This is a genomic window from Wenjunlia vitaminophila DSM 41686 (assembly GCF_000380165.1).
Taxonomy (GTDB): domain Bacteria; phylum Actinomycetota; class Actinomycetes; order Streptomycetales; family Streptomycetaceae; genus Wenjunlia; species Wenjunlia vitaminophila.
Genome location: NZ_KB904680.1, coordinates 166,848 through 193,327, shown reverse-complemented (window position 1 = coordinate 193,327; position 26,480 = coordinate 166,848). Strand labels below are relative to the sequence as shown.

Annotated in this window: 15 protein-coding genes and 1 pseudogene; 11 read left to right on the top strand and 5 right to left on the bottom strand. The window is 74.8% G+C overall.

Going from position 1 to position 26,480, the window contains the following annotated elements; translation table 11 throughout:
• Positions 1–27: 27 nt before the first annotated feature.
• Positions 28–1,203, top strand: a complete 1,176-nt coding sequence (locus tag A3IG_RS0117635; RefSeq protein WP_040911763.1) for an MFS transporter — start codon at positions 28–30, stop codon at positions 1,201–1,203.
• A 20-nt stretch (positions 1,204–1,223) separates the two neighbouring features.
• Here the strand turns inward: A3IG_RS0117635 and A3IG_RS30175 are convergent, their stop codons facing one another.
• Positions 1,224–2,435, bottom strand: a complete 1,212-nt coding sequence (locus tag A3IG_RS30175; protein ID WP_040911830.1) for a trans-sulfuration enzyme family protein — start codon at positions 2,433–2,435, stop codon at positions 1,224–1,226.
• A 101-nt stretch (positions 2,436–2,536) separates the two neighbouring features.
• Between A3IG_RS30175 and A3IG_RS0117625 the strand changes: the two genes are divergently transcribed.
• From A3IG_RS0117625 to A3IG_RS0117610, 4 genes are all read left to right on the top strand, one after another.
• Positions 2,537–3,031, top strand: coding sequence for an Lrp/AsnC family transcriptional regulator (locus A3IG_RS0117625; protein WP_040911827.1), 495 nt, complete (start codon positions 2,537–2,539; stop codon positions 3,029–3,031).
• Between the two features lie 248 nt (positions 3,032–3,279).
• Positions 3,280–4,617: a hypothetical protein gene (locus A3IG_RS0117620; protein ID WP_018384906.1), complete on the top strand. Its 1,338-nt coding sequence runs from the start codon at positions 3,280–3,282 to the stop codon at positions 4,615–4,617.
• Positions 4,614–5,132 (top strand): hypothetical protein, encoded by a 519-nt coding sequence (locus tag A3IG_RS0117615; protein WP_018384905.1) that lies wholly within the window; start codon positions 4,614–4,616, stop codon positions 5,130–5,132. The genes A3IG_RS0117620 and A3IG_RS0117615 overlap by 4 nt, the downstream gene beginning before the upstream one ends.
• A gap of 3 nt (positions 5,133–5,135) precedes the next feature.
• Positions 5,136–7,184, top strand: coding sequence for a hypothetical protein (locus A3IG_RS0117610; RefSeq protein ID WP_026220372.1), 2,049 nt, complete (start codon positions 5,136–5,138; stop codon positions 7,182–7,184).
• Between the two features lie 21 nt (positions 7,185–7,205).
• Here A3IG_RS0117610 and A3IG_RS35890 read toward each other — a convergent pair whose 3' ends face one another.
• The 4 genes and pseudogenes from A3IG_RS35890 to A3IG_RS30170 all read right to left on the bottom strand — a co-directional run.
• Complete coding sequence (locus A3IG_RS35890) at positions 7,206–9,446, bottom strand: protein phosphatase 2C domain-containing protein (RefSeq protein ID WP_018384904.1); 2,241 nt, start codon at positions 9,444–9,446, stop codon at positions 7,206–7,208.
• Entirely contained in the window at positions 9,443–10,105 is a 663-nt protein-coding gene (locus A3IG_RS0117600; RefSeq protein WP_040911825.1) for a vWA domain-containing protein, read from the bottom strand. Before A3IG_RS0117600 ends, A3IG_RS35890 begins: the two co-directional genes overlap by 4 nt.
• A 231-nt stretch (positions 10,106–10,336) precedes the next feature.
• Entirely contained in the window at positions 10,337–12,715 is a 2,379-nt protein-coding gene (locus A3IG_RS0117595) for a GTPase-associated protein 1-related protein (protein ID WP_018384902.1), read from the bottom strand.
• A 261-nt stretch (positions 12,716–12,976) separates the two neighbouring features.
• Positions 12,977–13,999: pseudogene (locus tag A3IG_RS30170) on the bottom strand (saccharopine dehydrogenase family protein); the annotation flags it as partial.
• Positions 14,000–14,098: 99 nt separating this feature from the next.
• On the opposite strand from A3IG_RS30170, the gene A3IG_RS0117585 reads away from it, so the two are divergent.
• The 6 genes from A3IG_RS0117585 to A3IG_RS30165 all read left to right on the top strand — a co-directional run bounded on the left by A3IG_RS0117585 (position 14,099) and on the right by A3IG_RS30165 (position 26,225).
• A complete protein-coding gene (locus tag A3IG_RS0117585) occupies positions 14,099–15,073 on the top strand; it encodes a helix-turn-helix domain-containing protein (protein WP_018384900.1) in 975 nt (324 codons plus the stop codon).
• 221 nt (positions 15,074–15,294) lie between these two features.
• Positions 15,295–18,234: a helix-turn-helix transcriptional regulator gene (locus A3IG_RS0117580; protein WP_026220370.1), complete on the top strand. Its 2,940-nt coding sequence runs from the start codon at positions 15,295–15,297 to the stop codon at positions 18,232–18,234.
• Positions 18,235–18,623: 389 nt separating this feature from the next.
• Positions 18,624–21,143, top strand: a complete 2,520-nt coding sequence (locus A3IG_RS0117575; RefSeq protein WP_158676915.1) for a hypothetical protein — start codon at positions 18,624–18,626, stop codon at positions 21,141–21,143.
• Between the two features lie 16 nt (positions 21,144–21,159).
• Positions 21,160–22,404, top strand: a complete 1,245-nt coding sequence (locus A3IG_RS0117570; protein WP_018384897.1) for a S8/S53 family peptidase — start codon at positions 21,160–21,162, stop codon at positions 22,402–22,404.
• 9 nt (positions 22,405–22,413) lie between these two features.
• Positions 22,414–23,655 carry a hypothetical protein gene (locus tag A3IG_RS0117565; RefSeq protein ID WP_018384896.1) on the top strand — a complete coding sequence of 414 codons (1,242 nt, stop codon included), beginning with the start codon at positions 22,414–22,416 and terminating at the stop codon, positions 23,653–23,655.
• 2 nt (positions 23,656–23,657) lie between these two features.
• On the top strand, positions 23,658–26,225 hold the full coding sequence (locus tag A3IG_RS30165) for a S8 family serine peptidase (RefSeq protein WP_051087539.1): 2,568 nt from the start codon (positions 23,658–23,660) through the stop codon (positions 26,223–26,225).
• Positions 26,226–26,480: the final 255 nt, after the last annotated feature.

Below are 26,480 nucleotides of genomic sequence, written 5' to 3'. Positions count from 1 at the left end.
TTGGGTTACCTGCGTAACGTGAATTCGGTGAAAGAGCGTTACTCGTTGGGCTCCTACCTCGCCGGCGCCGCGGTGGCCAGGACCGGGGACGAGATGTCCGGCCCCGCGCTGCTGCTGGCCGGGCTCGCGATCACCGGATCGCCCACGTCGGCCGCGCTGTTGCTGGCGGGCATCACGGTCTCGGCGGCGGTCGGCGGCCCGGTGTTCGGCGCCCTGCTCGACCGGGCCGTGCGGCCCGGCCCGCTGCTGGCCGGGGCGCTCACCGCCTACGGCACGGGGCTCGCCCTGCTCCTGGTGGGCCTCGGGCGCCTCCCGATCGCCGTGACGGTCGCGGTGGCGGTGGTGGCGGGACTGCTGGGACCCGCCCTGTCCGGCGGCTGGACCGCACAACTGCCCCGGGTCGTCCCGCCGGAGGCGCTGCCGCGGGCGAACGGGCTGGACGCGATGACGTTCAACCTGGCGAGCCTGGTGGGCCCGGCGCTCGCCGGGGTCGTCGCCGCGCTCTGCGGGGCGTCCCTCGGCGTGGTCACGGCCATCGTGCTGATCGGCCTCGCGCTACCCGTGGCCTGGAGGCTGCCCGCCGCCCGGGCGCGGGAGCCGGGCCCGGCGTCGGTCGGCGCCGACCTGGCCGCCGGGTTCCGGTGCGTGTGGCGCACCCGGCCGCTGGCCCGAGCCACCGTCAGCTCCGTGGTCTCCTGCGCGGGGCAGGGCGTGTTGGTGGCCTGCGCGCCGCTGCTGGGCGAACGCGCCCTGGGGGGAGCCGACCACGGGGCGGTGCTCCTGTCCGGGATCGCCGCCTCCGCGCTGCTCACCAACGCGGCGTTGGCCCGGTGCCCGCGCCCGCCCGCTGCGGACACGGCCGTCTGGGGCGGCGCGGCGCTCCAGGCCGGTGCCCTCCTGCTGGCCGCGACCGGGGTTCCGGTGCTGCTCGTGGTGGGCGTCCTCGTCGCCGGAGCCGGTGAGGGCCCCCAGCTCACCGCCCTGTTCGCGGTGCGGCACCGGGAGGCCCCGGAGCACCTGCGCAGCCAGGTGTTCACCACCGGCGCCAGCCTCAAGATCACCGGGTTCGCCGTCGGCGCGGCCGTTGCCGGGCCGCTCGCCGCCCGGTCGCTGACCGCCGGGCTGCTGACCGCGGCCGGTCTCGAGGCCCTGGCCGTCCTGGCGTTCGCCGCCATCACCCTCGTCGGGGGCCGGAGTCGGTGACCCACCGGCTCCCGGCCCCGTCAGGCGTGGGAGGGGGTGGGGGTGGTGGGTGCCGGGCGGTGCGCGGCGAGGGCGCGGTCGAGGTCGGCCATCAGGTCCTCGTGGTCCTCCAGGCCGATGGACAGCCGCAGCAGGCTGGCGGCCGGGCGGGCCTCGGGGGGGACCGGGCGGTGGGTCAGCGCGGCGGGGTGCTGGATGAGCGAGTCGACACCGCCGAGCGAGACCGCGTGGGTGAACAGACGGACCGCCGAGGTGACCCGCACGGCCTGCTCGTAACCGCCGCGCAGGTCGATGGAGAGCATCGCCCCGGTGCCTCGCATCTGCCGCCCCAGCAGGTCCTGCGGGTCGTCGGCGAGGCCGGGGTAGTACACCCGGGCCACGGCGGGGTGGGTGGCCAGCCACGCCGCCACGCGCTGGGCGTTCGCCTGCTGGGTGCGCACCCTGACCGGGAGGGTGGCGAGCCCGCGGTGCAGGAGGTAGGCCCCCAACGGGTGGAGCAGCGCACCGGTGACGGCCCGGACCCGGCGCAGCGCCGCCGCCTCCTGTTGGCCGCAGGCGATCACGCCGGCGATCACGTCGCCGTGGCCGCCGAGGTACTTGGTGGCGCTGTGCAGGACCATCGACGCGCCGAGGTCCAGGGGGTTCTGGAGGACCGGGGTGGCGAAGGTGTTGTCAACGAGGACGGGGACACCGCCCGCCGCCTCGACGACGGCGCGCACGTCCACCAGGTCGAGCGTGGGGTTGGCGGGCGTCTCGAGCACGACCATCGCCGTGTCGGGTCTGACCGCGGCGGCGACCTCGGCCGGCGAGCAGAACGTCACCTCGGCACCCAGCAGCCCGGACTCCAACAGGTGGTCGGTGCCGCCGTACAGGGGGCGCACGGCCAGCACGTGGCGGTGCCCGGTCTCCTTGAGCGCCGCCAGGACCGCCGCGGTCAGCGCGGCCATGCCCGAGGAGAACGCCACGGCCGCCTCGGCGTGTTCCATCACGGCGAGCGCCGACTCGAACCGGGCCACGGTCGGGTTCCACAGACGCGCGTAGACGGCGCCCCCGTCGGGGGTGGGCGCCCCGCCGGTGGCCATGGCCTCGTAGGACAGGCCCCCGGCCTCGATGTCCGGCAACGGGTAGGTCGAGGACAGGTCGATGGGCGGGGCGTGGACGCCGAGTTCCGTCAGGTCCTCACGGCCGGCGTGCACGGCGAGGGTGTCAAGTTGGAGAGGCGACGAAGTCATGCCCAGACTGTCAGCGAATCCGCAACCGTTCACAAGACTCATTGCGGCTATCCCCTGAGTGCATCAGTATCGGTGTGGATTCCACGAAGGGAAGGCGTGTGGTGGGTCAGCAGCCGAAGAAAACACAACCCGTCTCGGGAACCCTCGACGGCACGGACCTCGCCATCCTCGCCGCGCTGATGGAGGACGGCCGGATGACCAACGCCGCCCTGGCCGCGCGGGTGGGCGTCGCGGAGTCCACGTGCGCCTACCGGGTGCGCGCCCTGCGCGAGTCCGGCGCCATCGCGAGCATCAACGCGCGGATCGACCCACGGGCCCTCGGCCGTCCCCTGCACGCCATCATCAAGGTCCGCCTGGGCAGCCACAGCCGCGAACTGGTCCGCAACCTCTACGACGCCCTGGTGGACACCCCGGGCGTGCTCACCGTCTTCCACATCGGCGGCGGCGACGACTTCCTCGTGCACGCGGCCGTCGCCAGCCCCGAGAAACTGCGGGACCTGATCCTCGAGCACGTGACCGTGCACCCGGTGGTGCGGCAGACCGAGACGCAGTTGGTGTTCGAGGTGCGTGAGGGACGCGGCGTGCTGGGCGGGTGAGGAGGGGCCCGGCCGCCTCCGGGGCGCGTGCCCCGGGAGGACCCCCGGGCGGGGCGATCCCGCCAACGACCCCCGGTGCCCGCCCGGGGCGTGGAATCCTGGGCGCACCGCGGGCGGTGCGGTCGTCGGGGGACCTCGACCACGGCCGGAGGAACCAGCGTCACACCGGTGACGTCCCCGGTGGGGAAGCGTCCCGCGAGGTGGCCCTCGCCCACCGTCGAAACCCGAGGCGAACCAGGGGGAACGGATTGTCGCAGGCACGAACGCACACGCCGCTGTGGGCGAAGGACGAGCTCGCCGAGCAGCTCAGGGGCCTCGCCGACGAGCCGCTGCTCGAGCTGCGGGCCGAGGAACTGCGCGCCCTCGCGGACGACCTGGAGGCGGACACCCGGCTGTCCGCCTGGGCCGAGATCGAGCTGGTCGAGACGTTCGCCCGCCCGGAGAGCCTGACCGCCGCCCCACCCCACCGCGGCGCCCGCCCCGGGGGCCCCGGCGCGTTACTCGACCGGCTGCGCTCGGCGCTGCGCGACCAACCGGCGCGCGACCGGGTCCTCGAGGCCACGCTCGGCGTCCTGGTGTTCATCCCGCTGCTGGTGACCTGGTTCGGACTCCGTGAAGCCGTCCGCGCCTACGGGGAGCTGAGCCGGGAGAACCCCAAGGAGGCGACACGGCCCTTCCTGCAACTGTGGCAGACCGGTTTCGGCGGGCACCTGTCGTCCATCGGCCGGTTCGAGAACATGGCACTGACCACCGTCCTGCTGATCACCCTGCTGGTGCTGCTCTCCCTGGTGCACGCGCGGGTACGGGCCCACGTCGAACGAGCCGAAGCAGACCGGCACCAGCAACGCGAACACCTCCTGGGCAGGCTGGCGTCCGTCCTCACCCGGACACAGGTGACGCTGGCCCCCCACCGCAACGCCTCACCGCAGCAGTTCGCCGGGGAACTGAGCAAGGCGGCCAGCCGCCTGGAGGCGCTGGCGGCGAGGGCCGAAGGCAGCCACAAGGTCCTGGGCGTCACCGCGTCCACCGTGGAGCGGGCCACCACCGCGCTGGAGAACGCGGCCAGGGCGCTCACCGCCGAGGTACCCAAGATCCAGACCGGTGCGGACCGGATCGAGGCCGCGGTGCGCGCGGGACAGGCAGCCGCGACCCGGGCCGGTACGGACAGCGCCGCGGCGGCGCGGGGGATCGCCGACGAGGTCAAGGCGGCCGGCGCCACGGTCGAGGGGGCGTTGAAGGCCCTGGCCACCGCCCAGCAGACGTTGGCGGCGAAGTCGGAGTCGGTGGCACAGGCGACAGAACGGGCCGCCCAGGCCCTGGTGGCCAGCGCCGGACGCACCGACGCGGCCGTGGACGGGATGCGCGAGGCCACGGAACGCTGGGACGCCGCCGCGGCCCACTGGGAGGACGCCGCGGCCCGGCTCGACACCGGCATCCGCGCACTGACCGGCACCCACACCACCGTGCCCGGGCCCCGGCACCCCTCCGACGCGGCCCGCAACCACGGCGCCCACGGCGTCCCCGTGCAGGTCCCGCCGTCCGAGTGGGTCAGCGACGCCACCCCACGGGACGGGGCGGCCGGATGAGCCGACCGCTGCCCGGCCCCCGCCGGCGCCCCGGACGCCTCGGCGTCGTCGCGCTGGCCGGCTGGCTCTTCGCCGACCTGCTGCTGGTGCTGGCCCTGGTGTCGATGGCGGACCGGCCCGACCCGCTGGCCGACCGCCCCGTCGCGGCCAGGAAGCCCACACCCTCGGCGTCGCCGTCCAGGCCCCCCGCGGGGCCGCGTTCCGTGGACCGCAAGTGGCGTCGGATCAGGGTGGGCGGCACCAGCGAGACCTCCCTGGTCCGACAGATCCGCTCCGCCACCCGGCCGTGGTCCGGACGTTCCGCGGCGCTGGTGCAGACCTTCGGCGGCGGCTCCAACGGGACCGGCTACGCGCACCGCGTCAACTCCCTGCTGCACCGGGCCAGGCCCGACATGTTCCCCAGGGCGACGGTGACCGACGACTTCATCGACCTCAGCGCCCGTCCGTCCACCGCGGTGATCCGCGTGTACTTCTACACCCTGCCGGCCGCACCGGGCGGCGCGAGGAAGGGGTGAGGCGTGGCGGACTGGCAGCCCGGGCAGCGGGCGACCGACCCCCGGGCCCGACCTCCCCTGCCGGCGCTGCCCCAGTTCCCGGGCCTGCGCGGATACGCGGCGCTTGACCGCGCACTGCGGGAGCTCGGGTTCCGGCACGCCGCGGACCTCCTGCGCGCCACGCCGGCATCCCCGGGCGGGGCCCCGGCCGCCCCACCGTCCCCCGGCCAGGCGGACGAGGGCTTCCGCGTCCTGGACGGTCTGTGGTTCCCCGGCCGGGGAACCCTCTGGCGGCGGGTGGACCTGGAGTACGTCCAACGGGTCCGTGACCGCTGGGGCGCCTCGGCCGACCCGCGCGGCGAGACCGCCGCCGACCTCGCGGACACCCTGGAGACGCTGCTGCGCGACGATCCGATGGGGCTGCGCCGCCTGGTGCTGTGGCAGCTCGGCTGCCGCCTGCTGGACGGCCCCGGCGGCCCCACCGGGACGTCGGCCACGGCGCTGGGCGTGCACAGCACGGAGGCCGGCCCCCTGGCGGCGGCCGTGGCCGCGGACTTCCCCGCCGCCGGCCCCGCCCGCACGGCCGCAGAGACGATCAACGAGATCTGGCCGGGCCCCCGGCTGCGCGAGGCCCTGCGGGTCGCCGTTGACCTGCCCGCCGCGCCCGCGGACCACCGGCTCGCCGGCCTCCTCGCCGACCTGCGTGCCAGCGGTGCCGAGGCGGACCGCCTGATGGGCGACGCCCTGCGGCGGGAACGCGACGCCGACCCGCGCGCCGCGGCCGCGACCTGGCTCAGGGCCGCCCGGCAGGCGCCCGACGACCCGCGGGCCCGCGCCGGCCTGCTCCGCGCCGCCGTCCGGGTCGCCGACGGGCCGCACCGCACCCCGGCACCCGCGGTGGTCGTCGAGGACGACGGGCGGGCGGTGCGCCTGACCTGGGCCGACCGGGAAGCCGCCCCGCAGCGGCGGCCCCGTGTGGGGTACCAGGTGGTGCGCATCCCCGGGGAGGCAACCGACGAGGCGGTCGAGGTGCCGCTGGGCGACACCGCGACCGCCGTCCTCGACAGCGACGTTCCGGTGGGGCAGCCGCTGCGGTACGCCGTGCTCCCGGTGCGCCGGGGCCGGATCGCGGGGACGCCCCGCGTCACCGCCCCCGTCGTGCTGACCCCGGAGGTCGCCGACGCCCGCGCGGAGTCCGTGCCCGAAGGGGTGCGCCTGCGCTGGCGGGCCGACCCCTCGGCCGCCGACATCAGGGCGGTGCGCCGGAACGGCGACCCCGAGCACCCCGGCGAACCGGTGCCCTGCCACCGCGACGGGCTCACCGACCGGCCCCTGCCACCCGGGACGTACCACTACGAGGTCTCCTGTGGGTACCCGGGGCCGGACGGCGAGCTGGTGTGGTCGGCCGGCCGGCGGGTCACCGCGGCGGCGCACCTGTGGCCGTCGCCGGTCGAGGGGCTGACCGTGCGGCACGGCGACGCGGCGGGGCCGGTGCGGGTCGAGTGCCGACCGCCGGCCCGCGGCCAGGGACGGGTGGTGCCCTGGACGAGTTGGCCGGTGCGGCCGGGCGAGGACGTCTCGGAGCTGGTCGGGCGGCTGCCCCGGACCGGCGGGGCCTCGGCGGAGCTGGCGCCCCCACCGGGCACCCGGGTGCGGGCGACCGCGGTGAGCGTGCTGGGCGACCGCGCGGTGTCCGGGCCGAGCGTCGTCATCGAGCACCCCGGCACGGTGCGGAACCTCACCGTGCACCGCCCGGGACGGACCCACCCGGCCGTCCGGGACCGCGCCCTGGTCACGTTCGACTGGCCGGACCCGGCCGTGCTGGTGCTCGTCGAATGGGAACCGGTGGGCGGCGGACCGGAGCGCATGCGGGTGCCGCGCAGCCGCTACCGCACGGAGCGACGGGTGGAGATACCGGTGTCCGATGGCGAGTGGCGGGTCACGGTCACGCCGCTGCCCCGCCCCGACGCGGTGGTGGTGGCGACGGGGGCGGCGCACGCGGTGCTGCCCGCCGCGCCGTCCCGACCGTGGTGGCCCTGGTGGCGGCGCTGGCGGGCGCTGTGGCGCACCTGACGTCACATCAGGGGCGCGCCGTCAGTCGCGGACCACGGCCTCCGTGCCGCCGCCGAACTCCAGCAGCAGCCCCGCCCGCAGGCCGACCGTCCTCCCGGGCAGCACGTCCTGGACCTTGCCGTCGTCGCGCCGCACCGTCCAGGCGCTGGCCGTGCGGTTGGTGAGCCCGAACCGGCCGGGCTGCCGGGGGTGCTCGGTCACCTCGCCCACCACGGCGGTGAAGTCGTGCCGGTCGGGGTCGTGGGCGAGGTGGTGCGCGTACACCCGCGCGTGGGGTTCGAGCCGGATACCGCGGTGGGTGCGCAGCGTCCCCGTTCCGGTGGTCACCGTCAGGAGCGGGGGCAGCACCAGCGTGCGGCCGCACTTCCAGCACTGCGGAGCCGGCCCGTCCGGTTCGGTCATGTTCTGCCGGCCGCAGGAGCGGCAGACGGTGACGGCGTCCAGGACCCGGCTCAGCGCGTCCCGCCACTGCGACTCACGCACCCGCGAGCCGGGGTTCCGCAGCCCCCGGGTGAAGGTCGCGACGAAGAGGTCCTGGAGGATCTTCGGCAGCGCCCTCCAGGTCGCGATGACCGTCGGCTGCTCACCGGGCACCGGCCGGTTGCGGGCGTCGGCCGGGTCGTAGACGAACACCGGGTCGGTGCCGTACAGCTTGCGCTTGGCGGGCTCGTCCATGCACCGGATGCCCAGGGCCAGGGCGCCGTCCAGCGGGTGGTGGTTCATCAACAGCAGGAACAGCAGCACCGCCAGTGAGTGCAGGTCGGTCTGGATGCCCGGCTGCACCCCCTGTTCCTGCCGCACCAGCTCAGGTGCCATGAAGTCCATCGTGCCCGCCACCCCGGCGTCCTCGCCCTCCACCACCGCGTTGTCGTTGTCGCAGATCAACACGTCACCGGTGGCCGGGTCGAAGAAGACGTTGCCCCAGTTGATGTCGCGGTAGGCGATGCCCCTGGAGTGCAGCGTCCGGTACGCCTCGACGGTGTGCAAGGCGGCGGTGACCAACGTGCGCACGGTGGTGGCCGACACCGACGGATCGCGTCGGAACAGCTCGGGCAGGCCGTGGAAGCGATCGGGACGCACGTCCATCAGGTAGCCGAACCCCGGCACCCGGGAGTCGGGGGACGTCACGATGGAACGCGGCCACAGGAAGCGGTCGTCGGCCCACCCCCGGTCGATCAGGCCGTCGAGGATGCGCCGCTGCCGGGTGTCCGCCAGTTGCGGGTAGTACCACTTCGCGGCCCGGTCGCCGTTGCGGGTGCGCACCCGGTAGACCTCTCCCTGACCACCCGAGCCGAACAGCTCGGCGACCGTGACCTTCTCCCCCTCCTCCGTCACCAAGGTCTGCCCGGCCGCGAGCATGCCGTTCACCATGCTGTCTCTCCTGGATTGGGTGGATCGCGTGTCATCGTTGCGGTGCGGGTGGGGGGCGCTGTCCACCAGCGCCCCGACCAGCGTGGTGTCGTCACCGGAGTGGGCCGCCGCCCTGGCCAGCCAGTTGCCGAGCTGGGCACGCACCACCGGCAGCCCCTGCTCCACGGCGCGGTTCCGCACGCCGGTGACGAAGTCCAGGAACCCCTGGTGGTCGGTGAAGCTCTTGGACAGTCCGTCGGTGGACAGCAGGACGTCGCAGGGGGCGTCGTCCCCGGTGAGCGGTTGCCAGTGGAGCCGCGTCGCGCGCCACGCCTCGGGACGGCACAGCGACTCCGTCTCGTCCCCCATCTCGGGCCCGGTGAACAGCGGCGTACCCGGGGTGCCGCCCTCGGGGACCAGGACGACGTCACCGTCCCCGAGCTGCCAACACACCACGAGACCCGGGGTGAGGACCGCGCCGACGAGGGTGCTGCCGTAGGCGGTGAGGTCGGGGGAGTCGCCGTCCGTGCGCCGCCGGGGCGGCTCGCCGTGCGCCGGCGAGTTGCAGTCGTGCAGGAGGGCCCGCTGCCGCCAACGGTGGGTGAACTGCCGGGGGAGGGCACGGGCCTCGGCGCGCAGCCAGGGCAGGCGCGTCGCGTCGTCGCCGTGCTGGACCGCCGCGGAGGCGAAGGCCTCGGCGCAGGCGGTGAACTCCTCGACGGCCCAACGGGCACCGAGGTCGCTGCGGAAGTGCGGGGCGGAACCGTGCCCGTCGGCCACGGCCAGCACGACGGCGCGGCCCCCGGCCACGGCGAGCGCCGCACCGTGGTCCTGGCTGTACCTCTTCCCGATCCCCTTGACGGCGCCGCTGAGCAGGTGCCACGTCCCTGCCGGTGTGGTGCGGGTGGTCACCAGATGTCTTCGCCGGGGTTGTGCTTGTCCAGCGGCAGCGTCGGCAGCACGGGACCGGGCCTGGCGTCCTCCACCTTCGGCGCGGAGGCCTCCTTCACCACCGCCGTGGACATCCACCGGATGGCGGCGGCGAGCTGCCGCGGGTTCTTCGCCAACAACGGCTCGAGCTCGGGATTGGCGAGGAACTCCTTCAGCATGCGCTTGTCCGCGTCGTCCCCGATGGCGACCGCCACCCGCACCGCGCGCTTGCCCCACGGGGTGTCGTCGATGGCGCGCAGGCCGGAGCGCCAGTCGTCGGTGGGCTGGCCGTCGGAGACCAGCGCGAGCACCGGCGGAAGGGCGCGCAGCGGCATCGGCGGGGTCTGCAGCGCGGACGCCGCCAGGCGGAACGCGGCCCCCATGTCGGTGGCGCCGTAGGTGTGGACGTCCTCCCAGGTGAACCGGTCCACCGGGGTCGCCTCCCCGATGTGCCAGTTCGCGCCGCTGGCGAAGGTGACGGCCCGGACGAGCAACGAGGCGGCGGGGTTGGACAGCGCCGCCTGCTGCATCTCGGGTATGGCCTCCCGGATGGCGAAGTTCAACTCGCCGATCTTGCCGTTGACACTCATGGAGCCCGAACAGTCGAGCAGCCAGATGAAGTGTGCCGGACGGTTGGCCATCTCCCCGCCGGGAACGTCAAAGGTGTCGTTCACGCTGGTCCTCTCCCCCGTGACGGTTTCCCCCGCACCCGGGACTCCACAGTGGTCGCACCGGTTGAAACCGAGTGTGCATGCAGCGTAACTGAGTTGGCGTCAGCAATGAGGACCGAACGCGCAGGTTCCCCGCCCGTCCGGAACCTGCCCGGCGACACCGGCCCCGGGACGCCCGGTGTCCCTCGAAGGACCTCCGGCTCAGGTGTCCCGGAGCCACTGCTGCCAGGCCTGCTGCCACTTCTCGTCCGTCCGGGGCAGATGGGCGGGCACCTCCCGCAGCTCCTGGTCGCCCATCCGCCCGAGGGCCGCGCCGAGGACGTCGCGGCGGAGCTCCAGGGTCACCTGCTGCCACGTGTCGGTGGCCCCGTCCATCCGCAGCGACCAGGCGTAGAACAGGCGGGCGACATCACGCGGGCACTGTGCCAACGCGCCGGTCGTGGCCCCCTGGAGGTAGTGGGACAGCACCGCCGACCGGTACTCCCGCAGCAGCGCGCGGTCGGCGGTGGCCAGGAAACGGACCACGCGGAGCTGGCTCACCTCCGACGGCTCCGCCCTGGCGAGGCCGACGGCGAGCCGCGCGGCCACACCCCGCCACAGCGGCTCGGAGAGCGGCTCGGCCAGAGCCCGCAGCACTCCGACCCGCTCCACGGCCGCGGCCAGCGGGACCGTGCCGGACATCGTGTCGGCGCAGAGCACCAGCAGTTGCGCCGTGGCCCGCTCCCGGGACCCCAGCAGCGCACCGTGCAGGACGGCCCGGGCGAAACCGACGAGTTCCGGGGAGACCTGCTCGGGGGCGACCAGCCACGGCAGGAGGCGGTTCGCCAGCTTCGCCTCGACGATCAGGCGGGGCGTACCGACCCGGACCACCGCGGGCACGTCGGCGTTCGCCGGACGGCCGTTGTCCCACACGAGGCGCCACATCGCCACCAGGGTGTCGGCGTCCGGCACCGTGCCGCCGGGCAGCGTCTCGCTGAGCTTCTCCCACAACTCGCCACCGCCAAGACCGTGCGGCGGTCCGCCGTACCCGGCCGCGGCCCAGGTCAGCCGGAGGACGAGCGGCGCGTCATCGGCGTCGCGCAACAGCCAGTGCCCCTGCGGCGAAGCGGCCAGCGCCCGCAGGTTGCCCAGTCTCCAGCCCGTCGCCTCCGCGCCCAGCCGGCCCAGCACCCTGCCGGTCAGCTCGGGATGGGCGACGTGCTCGAGCACAGCCGCGGCCTCGGCGGAGGCCCCCTCCTCGGGAGACGACAACAGGGCCCGCACCAGCCCCTCGACGGCGTCCTCGACGACCCGGCCGGTGCCGGACCCCAGGGTGAACGCCAGGCGGAGGGGACCGGCCCAGTCGCTGACCGGACCACGGAGCCGGCGCCGCAGGTCCTCCTCGAGCCGCAGGCCGAAGTCCTCCCGCAGCGCCCGCCGCGCCCCGGCGCCGAGCGGGAGCTCCCCGGTCACGTCGGGTTCCGGAGGGACCGTGCCGTCCAGGACGGCCCCCAGCCAGGCCCTGGCGACGGCCAGCGCCAGCGGCTCGACCACGTCGGGGGCACGGCCGCGGCCCAGCCTCCGGCAGACCCGCACCAGGTGGTCGTCGTCGCCCGGCACCAGTCCCGGCTGACCCGCCGACGCCGCGAGGACGGGCACCATGGCCCGCACCGTGTCGTCGGTCAACGGAGCGGGGTCGGTCTCCAGCAGCGCACCGGTGCGCAGCGCGGCGGCCACCAACGGGGCCAACGCGAACGGGTCCGCCGACGGCCGGGTGCCGGCGTGCGAGCGGGGCTGGACACCGGCCAGCCACAGCCAGGCCGTCAACTCGGACCACGGGTCGGTGCGCGCCGGGCTCCCGGGACCGCCGAGGCCGTCGTGCACCCGGTACAGGTGCTCGAGCACCACCGGGTCGGACCGGTCGAAGTCCGCCTCCGGTCCGATCCCCACGACCTGCTGGGGGGCGCGGGCCGGGCTCGTGGTCCGGATGACGAAGGTCAGCGCCCGGGCGTGCTCGTCCGGCAACGAGGCGCAGGCCAGCGCGATCCACAGCGCCACGGTCTCCGGGTCGCGCTCCGCGACGACGACCTGCCGCCCCGCGGGGTCCTCGAACAGCCGACGCACGTCGGCGAGGAACGGGGCGACGCGCGCGGAGCGCTCACCGACGAAGCGCACCAGCAGCTCCTGGGTGAAACGGGCACCCGGAAGCAGGGCGTCCCCGGCTCCCCCCGATCCGGCGGCGGCCTCCCACGAGGGCGAGTGCCAGGTGTCGATGGGCCACAGGCGCTCGAGCTCCGCGGAGCCGGGGGCGAGGTGCACCGCCTCGACCCGGCAGGCCCCCTCGGAGCCGGGCGCGCCACCCGCGCGGACGTTGCACAGCAGCCCACTGCCGTCGGGGAACCTGCTGAAACTGAGCGTCCCGACCGGGAGGTCCGCACCCACCCGCGGTTCCCGGTGGGTGAGGAGCACCAGGCGTTCCACCCGTTCCGACAACTCGTCGGGCGCCGCGGTCCCCTCCGCCCCTTCCAGCACGGGAAGCAGGCGGGTGACCCCGGTGGCCGGCTCCTGGCCCAGTACGTAGCTGAGACGACGGATGAGCATGCCACATTGTCACCAATCACGTTCCGCGCCGCAGGCCATCCGCGAACCCCGCCCCCGCGGGCCGTCGGCCCCGCCCCCGGGTGTGCCGCCGCGCCGTGGGCGGGGCTGCTCCTCGGTGACCGCCAGTGGTCGGTCGGCTGTGGGCGCCGTGTGCGTCCGCGCGGGGGCGGTGGAGGCGCTCGCCGGGACCACGGCGGCGCGGCGCGCGGCGTGGACGGCCCGCCCGCTGCGGACCCCTGGGCGGTCCCCGCGCCGCGGAGGCAGTTCCAGGGAGATGTGTGAGGACAGCGCGCGGAGGAAGTCGGGCGCGTCGAAGACCTCGCCGGCGGAGGCGACGCCCACCGCCCTGGTCCGTCCGGTGGTGACGCGGTGGACCGCTTCCACCGCGAGCGGCGCGGTGACGGCGTAGATGTCCTGGCCGCGGGCCACGGCGCGCCGTTCGATGCCGCCGGAGCGCACGACGACGTCAACGAGGAAGGTCTGCGCGGACCGACCGCGCTCGTCGACGGTGCCCGGAGCCGGTGTGTCCGGGGCCGCCACGTCCCTGGCGGCCTCGGTCGTCATGTAGGTGCGGACTTCGGGGACGGACAGGTGGCTGGGGATGGTGACCACATCGGCCATCGTGTACTCCCCGATGACCGGCCGGGTGCCCAGCGGCTCGGGGAAGGGCCACAGGAGGGTCGTCGCCTCGTCCCGGCGGTGGTCCAGCCGGCCGTTCCTGTACACGACCCGGGCGCCGCCTCGCCGCTGTCGGGAGACCACGCCGGACGCCCGGGTCCCGCCCGTGGGCCGCCAACCGCTCAACCCGTAGGCGACGTGGGCCTCGTCGGCCGCCGTCCAGTCTCCCATCGCCGCCGTGGCCAACAGGTCGCCGAGGCCGCCGAAGAAGGCCATCGCGGGGACGATCACGACTCCCGCGGCGCGGGCGCGGTCCTGGTAGTGCGTGAACGTGTCCACGTTGGCCTCGACCTCGGCCGCCACGTCGACGTACGCGATCCCGGCCCGCAGAGCCGCCTCGATCACCGGGGCGGCGGTCACGGCGAAGGGCCCTGCGCAGTTGATCACCGCCGCCGCCCCGGCCAGGGCACGGTCGAGCGAGGCGGGATCACCGACCGACGCCGGCCGGGCCTCCAGCCCGGGGTGGGACTCCGCCAACGCCCGCAGCCTGTCGGCGTCGCGGCCGGAGAGAACCGGGACGAACCCGCGCTCCCGCAGCTCCGCCACCACGAACCGCCCGGTGTGCCCGTACGCGCCGAACACCGCCACCGTCTGCCCCGATCCCATTGCGCTCTCCTGTGCTCGAGTGATCCACTCCGACCATCGTGGTGGGGGAGGGCGCCCTCCACGAGTGTCCGTAACGACGCGCCTCATACAATTCCGGACATGGGTACTGTCGCGGTGGCCGTCGTCGACGGAATGATGCAGTTCGAGTTGTCCCTGGCGTACGAGGTCTTCGGTACCGCCCCGGACGGAGTGACGGTTCCCTGGTACGACGTCACCGCCTGCGGACCGGCCGCCGTGCGGGTTGGCCGTTTCCGGCTGGAACCCGACGCCGGGCTCGACCGGCTCCAGCACGCCGACACCGTGATCGTCCCGAGTTGGGCCGACATCGACCGGGACCCACCCGCCGACCTGGTCGACGCGGTGCGTGCGGCCCACGAGGCAGGCGCGCGCGTGGTCTCCCTCTGCACGGGCGCCTTCGTGCTGGCCGCAGCCGGCCTCCTGGACGGGAGAGGCGCCACCACGCACTGGGCGCACACCGAGGCCCTGGCCACCCGCTACCCCCGGGTGGAGGTCCACCCCGACGTGCTCTACGTGGACAACGGCAGCGTGCTCACCTCCGCCGGCAAGGCCGCCGCGATGGACCTGTGCCTGCACCTCATCCGCCTCGACCACGGCTCGTCGGTCGCCAACGCCGCCGCCCGCCGCCTGGTCGTACCGCCCCACCGGGCCGGCGGCCAGGCCCAGTTCGTTCCCACGCCGGTGCCCGCCCAGGACGACCACCCGCTCGCCGCCCTGCTCCCCTGGGTCGTCGAACGCCTCGACCAGCCGCTGACCGTGGAGGACCTGGCCCGTCAGGCACGGATGAGCTCGCGCCACCTGGGCCGCCACTTCAGGGCGGCCACCGGCACCACCCCCCTGCAGTGGCTGCTGACGCAGCGGATCCGCCACGCCCAGGAACTGCTGGAGAAGACCGACGACAGCGTCGAGACCATCGCGGCGGCCACCGGCATGGGCACCGCCACGACGCTGCGTCGGCACTTCAACCGCACGGTCGGCGTGCCCCCCGACACCTACCGCCGCACCTTCCGCGCACGGACCCGGAGGGCGGACACCGGCACCGGACCCGGCGCCTGACCACCGCGGAGCACGAGCCCACCCGCGCACCCCCTCCCGCCCCCGGTACTGGCCCCCGTCGTCCCGCTCACGGCTCCGCGCGCTTCTCCGGCGGGCCCCTCGGGGACTCCCCGCGGGTGGCGGTACCAACGGTTCCGCCACGTGCGGGAACGGTTGACATGCCCGACAAGGCCGGCTTTCAATGAGCCGGCGATCACGGCACGGCAGGGGGCCACGGGCAGATGAGCACACAGGGCCCGCCACCTGCTGGCCGGGTGGTCTCCCACACGTTGGTCGGCCGGGGCGCGGAGTTGGCCCGGCTGGTGGCCACGGTCGGTCACGCCCCGGCGCTGGCCGTGGTCGAGGGCGAGCCGGGGATCGGCAAGTCCCGTCTGGTGGCGGAGCTGGCCGGGCACCCGGAGTTGGCCGGGCGGCGGGTGCTCACCGGAGCCTGCGCCCGCATCCGGGAGCCGTTCCCGCTGGGCCCGGTGGTGGACGCGCTGCGCGACACCGGCCACGCGTTCGCGGAAGGGGCGGCGTTGAGCCCGGTGGCGGGGGCGCTGCGGGGGCTGCTCCCGGAGCTGGGCGACGTGCTGCCGCCGGCCCCGGAACCGTTGGACGACCGAGCGGCGGAGCGGCACCGGCTGTTCCGCGGGCTGCGGGAGGTCCTGGCCGCGCTCGGCCCGGTGGTGCTGGTGATGGAGGACCTGCACTGGGCGGACGAGCAGACCGTGGAGTTCCTCGGCTACCTGCTGTCCCGAGCCCCGGTCGGGCTGTCCGTCGTGCTGACCTACCGCGGGGACGAGACCAGCCCCGACGTGCAGGCGCTCGCCACCCGGCTGCCGGACGCGGTGACCAGGGACCACCTCGCCCTGGAGCCGTTGGACGCGGCGAAGACCCGGGACCTGGTGGGCGTGATCCTGGGGACGGACGCGGTGTCCGAGGCGTTCGCCGAGCACGTGCGGGAACGCAGCGCCGGGCTGCCGCTGGCCGTCCAGGAACTGCTGGCCCTGCTGAGGGTGCGCGGGGAGTTGATCCCGTGGGAGGGCGGCTGGGTGCGTCGGGCGCTGGAGCAGCTCGAGGTCCCCGCCGGCGTGCGGTACCCGGTGCGGGAACGCGCGGCCCGGCTGTCGGAGCCGGCGCGGGCGCTGCTCGAGGCCGCGGCGGTGCTCCAGACCACGGCCCGGCCGGGGCTGCTCGCCGACGTCTGCGGACTCACCGAGGCGGAGGCGGCGGACGGGCTGGACGAGGCGTTGGAGTCCGGTCTGCTGCTGGAGCGGGACCAGGGGGTCGCGTTCCGGCACGTGCTCGCCGCCCAGGCGATCCACGACCAGATCGGCGCGAGCCGGCGGGCGCACCTGCACGCCCGGGCCGCCGACGCGCTGCGTGAGGTCACCCCGGTGCCGCTGGGGCGGATGGCGCACCACCTGCGGGAGGCCGGCCGCACCGCGCAGTGGGTGGACGCCGCGGAGCGGGCCGCGGACCAGGCCAGGGCGCTGGGCGACCACGCGGAGGCCGCACGGCTCCTCCAGGACGTGCTGCGCCACGCCCCGCTGTCCGCCGGGCACCGCGAGCGGCTGACGGTCCGGCTGGGCTGGGACGCGTCCCGGATGCTGCACCTGCCCGACGTGGCGGACCTGTTGACGGCGGTGCTCGAGGACGACCCGACCCCCGCGGTCCGCGGTGAGCTGCTGTTCCTGCTGGCGATGCACCAGGACCTGAAGGGGCCGATGTCGGACCGGGCGGACCGGTACCGGCTCCTCGCGGAGGCCGTGGAGCACCTGGAGCAGCAGCCGCAGTTGGCGGCCTGGGCGATGGTCGCGCTGGGCTGGTACGGCCGTCCCGGGCTCCCGTGGGCCGAGCAGGACCGGTGGCTCCAGCGGGCGTTGCGCACCTACCCGGAGGGCGGGGACCGCACGTTGCGGATGTTCCTGCTCGGCAAGGTGGCGATGGCGTACGTGTGGCGGGGCGACCCCCGGTGGGTGGAACTCACCGACCGGATCACCGCGGAGACCGACGGCCGCCCCCGGCAGCGCAGTGAGATCAGCGCGTACTACTCGGTGGGGCTCGCCGCCCACCAGGTGGGGCGGGGCGAGGCGGGTGACCGGTTCCTCGAGGCCGCGCTGGACGGTGCCGTCGCGCTGGACGCCGGGGGGTTCCCCGAGATCTGCGCCCGCGCGTACGCCGCCGCGGCCCGGTTCCGCACCGGCTCCTGGGACGGCCTGGCGGAGGAGTTCGCGTTCCTGCACGGGGAGATGATCCAGCGCCCGGCGGACCGGGGCGCCGTGGACGCGGCCTGGGCCTGCCTGATGCTGGCGACGGGGGAGCTGGACCACGCCGGGGACCTCTTCCGCGACGTGGTGCGCCGGATCCGGGAAGGCGGTCTGGTCTCGCTCATGCCGATGGTGGTCACCGCCCTGCTGCGGCTCGCGGTGGCGCGGCGGGCGAGCGCCGCGGTGCTCGACGAGTGCGCCGCCGACATCGCCGACTGGGAGGACCAGGAGCTGTGGGCGGTGGGGGTCTGCGCCCTGCCCGCGCTGGTCGAGGCGCTGCTCCAGGCCGGCCACCGGAGCGCCGCGCAGGCGACCGTGGCCAGGTACGAGCGTCACCTCGTCGGCCTCGACCTCCCGCTGATCGCCCCCACCCTGGACCACGCCCGTGGTCTGCTGGCCGCCGGTCAGGACGGCGGGGCCGCCGCCCGGCACCTGACCGCCGCGGCCGAGGGGTTCCGGGCGCTGGGGCTCGGGTACGAGGCGGCGCAGGCCACGGAGCACACGGCGCGGTGCCTGTTCGCCGCGGGGGACGCCGGCGCCGGGGCGGCACTGCTCGGGGCCATCGACGGGTACACGCGGCTGGGGGCGCGGTGGGACGTCGACCGGGCGGCCCGGCTGGCCCGCCGCAACGGGCTGCGGCCGACGGTGGCCAGGCGCCCCGGGCCGGAGGAGGAGCGGGCCGGCGACGCGGCGACGGGCCCCGAGGCCGCGTTGACCCCCCGGCAGCGGGAGGTGGCCGAGCTCGCCGCCGCGGGCCTGACCAACCGTGAGATCGCCCGCCGTCTCTTCCTTTCGACCCGCACCGTCGACAAGCACCTCAGCGCCATACTGCACCGCCTTGACCTGCGCTCACGCGTGGAACTGAGCGTGTATATGCGTAGCTTCGGGCCGTCCGGGGGCGAGCGGTAAGCAATTCTGCTTACCCCTCTCCCCATACCCGGGGGTGCCTCCCGAGCGGAGGGTTGCGGTCATGTCCGACACCGCACCGCCACCAGGCGATCGTCACACCGCCCCACCACGGGGCACGGGATCGGAGCCCCCGCCGGAGGACGAGAACGCCCCACCGCCGGCAGCCGGCCCCACCCCGGGGCCCGGCGGGGCGTCAACCGACCCGGCGTCCGGCGACGCGGAGCCGCAGCCACCCGCTCCCTCCCCTCCACCCGAGGGCTTCGAGCTGCTCTGACGCGCCACGCCCCGGGCCCCTCGCCCCCGGCGGCCCGCCCCGGCGGGCCCGGGCGCGCCGCTCCCCCTCTCCCCTTCCACCGACTTCCACCGACTTCCACCGACTGGAGGAACTCGTGTCGAGATTCCGCGTGATCGCGGCATTGACCCGAACACGTCCCCGGCTGCGCCCGCCCCGGGTCGGCGTGATCGGCGTCGTCGTCACCCTCACCGCGGGCGCCGGCCTGGCCGGCGCCGCCGCGGTCTCCCCGACGGCCGACCCCCCGGCCACCGCCGCGGCGGCCCACACGCCCGCGGCCCCGGTCGTCCCGGGCGCTGCCCCCGCCGGCCAGCCGGCCACCGCCGAGGACGCCGAGCCGCCGGTGGTCACGTCCACCACCGTCACGCTGCTGACCGGTGACCGGTTCCTGGTGAGCGTGGCGGCCGACGGCAGCCAGAGCGCCACCCCGGCGCCGCGGGCCGGGCGCGAGGACCGGGCCGGGGGCACGTTCACCCACTTCACGTTCGCCGGGGACACCTACGTGGTGCCGGCGGAGGCGGTGCCGTACCTGGGGTCCACGCTGGACGCCCGGTTGTTCAACGTCGGCTATCTGGTGCGGGCGGAGCTGGACGACCGGCACACCAGCGGCCTGCCGGTCACCGTCGAGGCGAGCCGGGCCACCGCCGAGGCGCTGCCCGGCACCCGTGTCACCACCACCACCGGCGCGGACCGGGTGAGAGCCACGGTGACCAAGAAGGACGCCGCGGGCCTGGGCCGGCTGTTGGCCAGCCGCTGGCGTACCGCCGCGACCCACGACGCCACGGTCGGTGCCCTGCCCGGGGTGGACCGGATCGGCCTGGCCGTCCCGTCCGGCGCCCCGAAGCTGCCCGCCGACCCGATGGCGGCCACCACCGCCGCGTCGGAGACGTCGGCCAAGGGCCTGCGGTACCGCACCCTGACCGTGAACGGCATCGACCGGGACGGCAACCCCGGGGTGATGGTCGGCTTCGTGCAGAACGTCGACGACGGGCGGCTGGCCAACGTCGGCCTGGCCTTCCCCGGCAGCGAGGGCACCAAGTCGTTCGTCGTGCCCGAGGGCACGTACTCCCTGATGGCCAGCGTGTTCACCGGGCCGGCCGACGACCTGTCGAGCCGGGCGGCGCTGGTGGTCGAGCCGGAGGTGAAGGTCACCAGGGACACCACGGTGACGCTGGACGCCCGGCGGGCCGTGCCGTACCGGGTGGGCCTGGACAACGGCGCCGACCGGGACATGGTCCGCAGCGAGTTCATCGGGTTCCTGCGCACCGGCGTCAGGGGCGACGTCTCCGGCGTCACCCCCGAGTGGCTGTCGGCCCTGCTCGGCCGGTTCAACATGGGGCTGAGCTCCGAGCCGTACAACGGCAACCGTGGCCTGTTCGCGACGCCGACCAGCCCGGTGACCAAGGGGGAGTTCGACTTCGTCGGGACCACGGCCCTGAGCGAGGGGCTGGAGGACCCGATCGGCGACGCCCCGACGTACCAGTTGGTCTTCCCGGAGGAGGGCGGGATTCCCGCCTCGTTGACGTACACCGTCAAGGTGGCGGACCTCACCACGGTCAGGTCGGAGCTGTACAACACACCGGTCGACGGGACGGAGCCCGGCGCGCCGCAGCACCGGCTCAACCTGGTGCAACTGCCGTGGACGTTGGACACCTGGGGGCTCGGCCTCAACCCGGCGGCGGGCCCGCGCACCGACTACCTGTACTCCACCCGGCCGGAGCAGGTGGTCTGGCAGACCCAGGTGCTTCCGAACGCGGGCGAGGCCATCCTCAGCCCGCGCCGCAAGGTCCGCCCCGGGCAGGTCATCGAGGAGGTGTGGAACAAGGGCCCGGACGTGCCGAGCGCCACGGCCCCCTACGCGCAGCTTCCCAGCTACGGCCTGAGCATGTCGCCGACGCCGAGTCTCAGCGACCCGCTGCTCCAGGCCTGCCTGGCCTGCCGCCAGGGTGACCTGGGCATGGTCTACGCCAACCTCGTCGGGGACTCCGACCCGCTGCACGCCGCGGCCTACGCCCCGGACACGGCGGTGCGGTTCTACCGCGACGGCGCGTTGGCCTACGACAGCGGGACCGCCATCAGCGACCTGCGGCCCTCGCCGCTGGCGCTGCCCCTGGTGCCCGGCCCGGCGGACTACCGCCTGACCGTGAGCGCAGCGGACCCCGGCACCCCGGAGTCGAAGAACACCACCGACTGGACGTTCCGTTCCTCGCCGACCGACCCGGCGGCGTCGCTCCCCGATCGGGCCGTCTGCTGGGACCCCGCGGTGTCCTGCTCGTTCCTGCCGCTGCTGTTCGTCCACTACGACCTGGCCCTGGACGTCAACGGACGCGCCGCCGCCGGCACGGACCTCGACGTCGCGTTCCGGGTGTCGCACCAGCAGCACCAGGCCGCCCCGGAGGGCGTGACCGGCACCGTCGAGGTGTCCTACGACGACGGCCGGACCTGGTCGGCGCCGAAGGCGGCGCAACGCCGGGCCGACGGTGCGCTCACCGCGTCGGTCACGCACCCGGAGTACTCCGACGCGAACCGGTGGGTGTCGCTGCGGGTGACCGCCGAGGACACCGACGGCAACGCCGTCACCCAGACGAACATCCGCGCGTACCGGCTCGCCGGCTGACCGCCAGGAGACCCAGATGCGTTCACGGCAGGAAGAACAGACCCGGCCGGGCAGACGCCTGCGCCGCACCGTGGCGGTGGCGGCGGTGTCGCTGGTCACCGTCCTCACCGCCCTCGCCACCCCCGGCTCGGCGAACAGCCCCCGGGGGGCGGCCACGGCGCCCCAGGGCTCCGACGGCGCCACCACCCGCCCGGCCTGTCCGCGGGACACCGGCGAGGCGCTGTGCCTGCTCTCCGTCGTCACCGACGACGACGGCACGTCGGTCGGCCCGAACACCGTCGGTGGCGGGCTGACGGCGGCGGAGTTGCAGGACGCGTACAACCTGCGCTCGGACTGGCTCGGCGGCGGGCAGACCATCGCCGTCGTCGTCCCCTACGACAACACCAGCGCCGCCTTCGACCTGGCCGCCTACCGGGAGGGCAGCGGTCTTTCGGAGTGCGGCGCGGAGCGCGGCTGCTTCCGCAAGGTCAACCAACGCGGCGGGGAGACCCTCCCGCCGGCCAACCCCAACTGGCAGGCGCACGGCGCCGTCGGCCTGCAGATGGCGTCCGCCGCCTGCCCGAACTGCGACCTGCTGCTGGTCGAGGCCGACGACGAGACCCCGCAGAGCATGGCCGCCGCGGTCGACCAGGCCGTGGACCAGGGCGCCGACGCGGTCACCGTGATGTGGGCCTACTACGAGTTCGAGGGCCAGTCGGCGTACGCGAAGTCCTTCGACCACCCCGGTGTGGCGATCACCGCCCAGGCCGGGCAGGGCTTCAACACCGACGGCCGGCAGCTCATGCCCTCGGCCTACAACTCCGTGGTCGCGGTCGGCGCCACCGAGCTGTTCGCGGACCCGGGCAGCGCCCGGGGCTGGGCGGAGCGCGCCTGGTCGTCGACCGGCTCGGGCTGCTCGCTCTACGAGAAGAAGGCGTCCTGGCAGCGGAAGGACGCCTGCGGGGACCGCCGCACCGTCGCCGACGTCGCCGCCGTCGGCGCCTACAGCACACCGGTGCGGATCTACAGCAGCAACCTGGGCGGCTGGAGCAACGTCGTCGGCACCCCGGTGTCGTCCTCGTTCGTCGCCGGCGTGTACGGCCTGGCCGGCACCGACACCACCACCCCCGCCGCGCAGCGCCCGTACAAGAACGCCCAGTACCTGTTCGACATCACCGCCGGCGCGAACGGCGCCTGCGGCGGAGACAAGCTCTGCACCGCGACCCGCGGCTACGACGGGCCCAGCGGCATGGGCACCCCCAACGGCACCGGCGCCTTCTAGGAGACCGGCATGAACACACCCACTCGTCCACGCGGACGGCTCCGCCGGGGCGCGGTCGCCCTGGGCACCGCGGCCCTGCTGACCACCGTCCTCACCACGGGCACCCCCGCGGCCGGGGCCGCCCCACGGGCCTGCACCCCCACCTGGACCGTCGAACAGGCGCCGGTCCAGACCGACGCCAAGATCAGCGCCGTCACCGTGCACGGCAAGAACGACGTCGTCTTCGCCGAGAACCGGCAGGGCGGCGGGAGCCGCACCCTCACCTGGGACGGCACCGCCCTGCGGGAGGACGACGCCCAGATACCCGGACCCGTCGGCATCGACCAGGGCTTCTTCCGCACCACCGGCATGTCCTACGACTCCCCGAGCAGCGGCTGGGCCATGGTCTCCGGTGACATCCCCACCATGGGACTGAACATGGCAAACCCACTGGCCCGCTGGGACGGCACCCGGTGGACGCTGGTGCCCGGCGCGGTGTCGCCCAGGCCGGCGGAGGGCGGCGCCGAACTGGCCGGTGTCGCCTCGGTGGCACCCGACGACGCCTGGGCGGTCGGCAACGTGGGCTCGTCCGGGGCCCTGATCGAGCACTGGGACGGCACCCGGTGGACGGTCGTGGACCAGCCCGCGGCCGGCACGCGGTACGCGTACCTGCAGAAGGTGGCGGCGGTCTCCGCCACCGACGTCTGGGCCGCGGGCTCCGGTCGGGACGCCGAAGGCAACGCGCAGGCCCTGGTCCTGCGCTACGACGGCACGGCGTGGCAGCGGGTGACGCTGCCCGAGGAACTGGCCACGGCGCAGGTCTTCACGATCGACGTGGACGGCGCCGGCGACGTCTGGCTGGGCGGGATGACCGGCAGCCCCCTGGACCCGACCACGTGGAAGCCCGTGCTGACCCGCTGGGACGGCGAGCGGTGGGACGCCGTCCCGGACGTTCCCCGGGGCCAGTTCGACGCCTCGTACGTGCGTGACGTGTACGTCGCGGGCACCGACGACGTCTGGGCGGTGGTCGCCCCCTCGTACACCCAGGTGATGGTGGCGCACTGGGACGGCACGGCATGGACCGAGGTCAAGCCGCAGGGTGCCCAGCCGAGCGAGTACATCTACGACTACGTGGCCATCGAAGGAGCCGGCCCGAACGAGGTGTGGGCCGTGGGTGAGGCCGCGACGATCGAGCCCCCGAACGGACCGGTCCCGATGCCCCAGGTCCGCAGTGGCCAACTGCTGGCCCACCTGACCTGTGGAGGGAAGTGACCATGCGGACTCCTCGTTCCACCGCCGGGCTGGCCTCGGTGGCGGCGTGCACGTTGGCGCTGGTCGCCGGGGCCCTGGCGCCGGCGATGGCCCAGACCGGCGGGGACGCCCCGAAGGACGGGGCGCCCTCGGCCGCCGGACCGGCCACGTCGGCCCGGGCGGAACCGAAGGTGGCCCCGGAGTTGGCCGCCGCCTACGCCACCGCCGAGACCGCTGACGTGTGGGTGCGCCTCGTCGAGGACACCGACCTCACGTCCGCGCGGCGGCTCACCGACGACACCGCCCGGGGCCGGGAGGTCGTCGCCGACCTGAAGGCCACCGCCGCCGACTCCCAGGCCCCGGTGCGCTCGCTGCTCAGGGCCGAGGGCCTGCGCACCAGGTCGTTCTGGGTGACCAATGCGGTGTTCGTGCAGGACGCGCCGGAGTCCGTGGTGCGGACGCTGGCCGCCCGCGCCGACGTCGCCGAGGTGCGGGTGTCCAGGACGTACGCCCCGCCCGAGCCGGTGGAGTCCGAGCCCGCTTCGGCCGCCGCGGGCGGCCTGGAGTGGGGCGTGGCCAACATCAACGCCGACGACGTCTGGGCGCAGACCGGGCGCAGCGGTGAGGGCGTGGTCATCGCCAACATCGACACCGGGGTGCAGTTCGACCACCCGGCGCTGGTGCGGCAGTACCGGGGCAACAACGGCGACGGCACCTTCACCCACGACTACAACTGGTTCGACACCTCCGGCGCGTGCGAGAAGGGCGCGGGGCCGTGTGACAAGAACGGCCACGGCACCCACACCATGGGCACCATGGCCGGGGACGACGGCGCCGGCAACCAGATCGGGGTGGCCCCCGGGGTGCGGTGGATCACCGCGAACGGCTGCGCCACCTGCTCCGACGTCGATCTGCTGGCCGCGTCGCAGTGGATGCTCGCGCCCACCGACGCCAACGGGCAGAACCCGGACCCGGCCAGGCGCCCCGACATCGTCAACAACTCGTGGGGCAGCGTGAACCCGTCCGACGAGCCACTGTTCGAGGACGTCCAGGAGGCCTGGGCGGCCTCGGGGATCATGGGGATCTGGTCGAACGGGAACGAGGGCCCCGCCTGCAGGACCTCCGGCACACCGGGCAGCCGCACCCTCAACTACTCGGTCGGCGCCTACGACAGCGACAACACCATCGCCTCGTTCTCCAGCCGGGGTCCCGGCCAGGACGGGACGGTCAAGCCGGACATCTCCGCGCCCGGGGTGAACATCCGCTCGGCGGCGCCCGGCAACGGCTACCAGCTCATGTCCGGGACGTCGATGGCGGCCCCGCACACCGCCGGCGCGGTCGCGCTGCTGTGGTCGGCCCGGCCGGAGTACGCCCACGACATCCAGGCCACCCGTGACCTGCTGGACCTGTCCGCGATCGACACCGACGACACCACCTGCGGCGGAACCGCGGCCAACAACAACGTCTACGGCGAGGGCCGGTTGGACGCCCTCGCGCTGGTGAACGTCGGTGTCGCCGGCACCGCCACGCTGTCGGGCACCGTCACGGACGCCGACACCGGTCAGCCCCTGCCCGGCGCCGAGGTCTCCGTCACCGGGCCGGTCAACCGCAGGTTCACCGTGCCGGCCAACGGCACGTACACGCTGCGGCTGGTCGCCGGCGACTACCAGGTGTCCGCGTCCGCGTTCGGCTACGTCACCGACACCACCGCGCTCACCCTCACCAAGGACCAGGCCCTCACCCACAGCCCGGCCCTGAACCCGACCCAGCGGGTGGACGTCACCGGGAAGGTCACCGACGGCTCGGGGCAGGGCTGGGGCCTGGCCGCGAAGGTCGTCGCCGACGACGGCAGGGGCCACCGGTGGTCGGCCACCACCGACCCCTCCACCGGCGCCTACACCCTGCCGCTGCTCCCCGACACCGCCTACACCCTCACCTACACCGCCACCGAACCCGGCTACGACCCGACCACCCGCACCCTGACCCTCGGCACCACCGGCCGGAGCCTCGACGTGGGCCTGACCGTGGCGCTGGAGTGCACCGCCCGCGGGTACCAGGTCACCCGCGACGGCACCACCGAGACGTTCTCCCAGGCCAAGGCTCCGCGCGGCTGGACCGTCACCAACGTGGACCCGGAGATCCCCAACTACCGCTACCAGCCCGGCTGGCAGTTCACCGACCCCGGGGAGCGGGGCAACCACACCGGCGGCGACGGCTCCTTCGCCATCGTTGACTCCCGCAACTCCGGCAAGGGGTACCTCCAGGACACCTACCTCACCAGCCCCACCTACGACATGACCGGCCGCACCGAGGCCACCATCGACTTCGGCCAGCACCTCGAACCCGCCGTCAACTCCACCACCTCCGTCGACCTCAGCCTCGACGGCGGCAGGACCTGGGAGACCGTCTGGTCCGCCCACGGCTACGCCGCCGAGGCCGGCACCGCCAACCAGGTCGTCGCCGTCCCCCAGGCCGCCGACCGGACGACCGTGAGGTACCGCCTGCACTACCGCGGTCAGAACTCCGGCTGGTGGGCCGTCGACAACGCCTTCATCGGCGACCGCACCTGCACCCCCACCCCCACCACCTGACCCACCACCTGACCCACCGAAGTCGAGACAGCCGCCGGGCGGCGGGGGAGCACGTCCCCGCCGCCCGGCGGCCCCGTGCCACCCGGCCCCGTCACCGGGTGGCACGGTCCGTGGCGACCGCATGGGGGTTCCCGTACGCCGACTCGTCCCCGGGTGGCCGGGACGTCAGCCGTTCAGTGCTGTTTTTCGTCCGGGTGGACCACGGGGGCGGACGTGCCGGCCGGGGCGCTGGACGCTGGAGGTCCGACGCGTCTC

What these genes read in the sequence shown, in the direction of transcription:
- A3IG_RS30175 (WP_040911830.1), bottom strand. Translation starts at nt 2,435, where the DNA reads ATGACTTCGTCGCCTCTCCAACTTGACACCCTCGCCGTGCACGCCGGC.
- A3IG_RS0117615 (WP_018384905.1), top strand. Translation starts at nt 4,614, where the DNA reads ATGAGCCGACCGCTGCCCGGCCCCCGCCGGCGCCCCGGACGCCTCGGC.
- A3IG_RS0117600 (WP_040911825.1), bottom strand. Translation starts at nt 10,105, where the DNA reads ATGGCCAACCGTCCGGCACACTTCATCTGGCTGCTCGACTGTTCGGGC.
- A3IG_RS0117595 (WP_018384902.1), bottom strand. Translation starts at nt 12,715, where the DNA reads ATGCTCATCCGTCGTCTCAGCTACGTACTGGGCCAGGAGCCGGCCACC.
- A3IG_RS0117585 (WP_018384900.1), top strand. Translation starts at nt 14,099, where the DNA reads ATGGGTACTGTCGCGGTGGCCGTCGTCGACGGAATGATGCAGTTCGAG.
- A3IG_RS0117580 (WP_026220370.1), top strand. Translation starts at nt 15,295, where the DNA reads ATGAGCACACAGGGCCCGCCACCTGCTGGCCGGGTGGTCTCCCACACG.
- A3IG_RS0117570 (WP_018384897.1), top strand. Translation starts at nt 21,160, where the DNA reads ATGCGTTCACGGCAGGAAGAACAGACCCGGCCGGGCAGACGCCTGCGC.
- A3IG_RS0117565 (WP_018384896.1), top strand. Translation starts at nt 22,414, where the DNA reads ATGAACACACCCACTCGTCCACGCGGACGGCTCCGCCGGGGCGCGGTC.
- A3IG_RS30165 (WP_051087539.1), top strand. Translation starts at nt 23,658, where the DNA reads ATGCGGACTCCTCGTTCCACCGCCGGGCTGGCCTCGGTGGCGGCGTGC.